The 1,697-nt window shown below is 51.6% G+C and carries 2 protein-coding genes and 1 pseudogene; 2 read left to right on the forward strand and 1 reads right to left on the reverse strand.

Annotated features, from left to right (window positions below; translation table 11 throughout):
- Positions 1 to 182: 182 nt before the first annotated feature.
- Both BM021_RS16695 and BM021_RS14885 read left to right on the forward strand, forming a co-directional pair.
- Positions 183 to 1,226 (forward strand): helicase-related protein, encoded by a 1,044-nt coding sequence (locus BM021_RS16695; protein WP_371116592.1) that lies wholly within the window; start codon positions 183 to 185, stop codon positions 1,224 to 1,226.
- On the forward strand, positions 1,109 to 1,456 hold the full coding sequence (locus tag BM021_RS14885; protein WP_371116594.1) for a transposase: 348 nt from the start codon (positions 1,109 to 1,111) through the stop codon (positions 1,454 to 1,456). Before BM021_RS16695 ends, BM021_RS14885 begins: the two co-directional genes overlap by 118 nt.
- Before the next feature lie 49 nt (positions 1,457 to 1,505).
- On the opposite strand, the pseudogene BM021_RS15650 reads toward BM021_RS14885, so the two are convergent.
- Positions 1,506 to 1,697, reverse strand: a pseudogene (locus tag BM021_RS15650) (hypothetical protein); the annotation flags it as partial.

The raw sequence follows: 1,697 nt of genomic DNA on the forward strand, positions 1-1,697 counted from the left end.
ACAATAAATTCTGAATAGAAACTCGATTTATCCCCCTTGAAAAATGAATCTCTGGCAAATTCGCTCTTATTTTTGATGCTCGTGCAATATCCAGGTTAGATCGTGCTTTTGCAGAACTGGATCGCATCAAGGCGGCTAAGAAAGCCTTCATCTTTACCGAATCGAAGCGGACGCAGGAATATCTGCTCTCCCTTGTGCAGGATACTCCCTACGGCGAAGGGATCGTCCTGTTCAACGGCACCAACATCGATGCACGCGCACAGGCCATCTGCAAGGAATGGCTGAAGCAGCGCGAAGGCACCGACCGCATTACCGGTTCCAAGACTGCCGACACCCGTGCGGCCCTGGTCGAGTACTTCAAGGAGCGCGGTACGGTGATGATCGCCACGGAAGCCGGGGCCGAAGGCATCAACCTCCAGTTCTGCTCGCTGGTCATCAACTATGACCTGCCTTGGAATCCGCAACGTATCGAACAGCGCATAGGGCGCTGTCATCGCTATGGGCAGAAGTTCGATGTGGTCGTGGTGAATTTCGTTGACCGCAGCAATGAGGCCGATGCGCGAGTCTACGAATTGCTGGCGCAGAAATTCCAGCTTTTTGAGGGTGTATTCGGTGCCAGCGACGAAGTGCTGGGTGCTATCGGTTCCGGCGTCGACTTCGAACACCGCATCGCCGAGATTTATCGGAACTGCCGGGAACATGAGGAGATCAAGGCCAGTTTCGAACAGTTGCAACTCGATCTTCCTGGTGAAATCAACGAAGCAATGGTCAAGACCCGTCAAATCCTGCTCGAAAACTTCGATGTGGAAGTGCAGGATAAACTTCGCGTGCGCGCAGAGGATAGCCGCGCCGCACGCAGCAAATATGAGCGCATGTTGATGGATTTGACCCGGATAGAACTTGGTGACTGTGCAGCGTTTGACGATGATGGATTTGTTCTTCGCCGCCTGCCGATGGGTATCGAGCAAAGCAAACACGGTGATTCAGCCGGAGCCGACAAGCTCGGAATTCCCTTGGGGCGATATGAGCTGCCGAGGCGTAGCGGAGAAGCTCATTTGTACCGGCTTGGGCACCCGCTGGCCGAATTGGTCAGCAACCAAGCGAAGAGCTGGCACGTTCCTTATTCGGGAAACTCCTTGGTGACCGGGGATACATCTCTCAAACGCTCCTTGAGCAATTGTGGGAACAGGGCGTGCAGCTCGTCACCAGGGTGCGCAGGAACATGAAAAACAGGTTGTTGCCGCTATTTGACAAACTCTTGTTGCGTAAACGCTCGATCATTGAGGCTGTCAACGATCAACTGAAAAACATCTCGCAAATCGGACATTCCCGTCATCGCAGCCCGTTTAACTTCTTTGTTGATCTGATAGCCGGGCTGGCAGCTTGCATATTCCGCGAGAAGAAACCCTCCCTTGATATCAGATCCTCACAAGCTCTTCCAGTCGTACTGATGTGATCCTTATGTCGAACTCACGTTACTTAGTCAGCCCTGAACAATTCTATTTTCAGGCGTAGGCGAGTGTAATTCCAATTCTATTTAGGAACAGCATAATAATCCAATCCCATCCGGTAATGCTGCGCATAGTTTCCTGGTTTGATTCAAGGCTTTTTAGCGCGCTCTCCAGATGTATCTCAAGCGCATCCAAACTATCGAAGGCACGGTTATGAAAGAATTTTTCCCGTAATTCATCCCACAC

This window comes from Nitrosomonas sp. Nm166, from assembly GCF_900112825.1.
Taxonomy (GTDB): Bacteria; Pseudomonadota; Gammaproteobacteria; order Burkholderiales; family Nitrosomonadaceae; genus Nitrosomonas.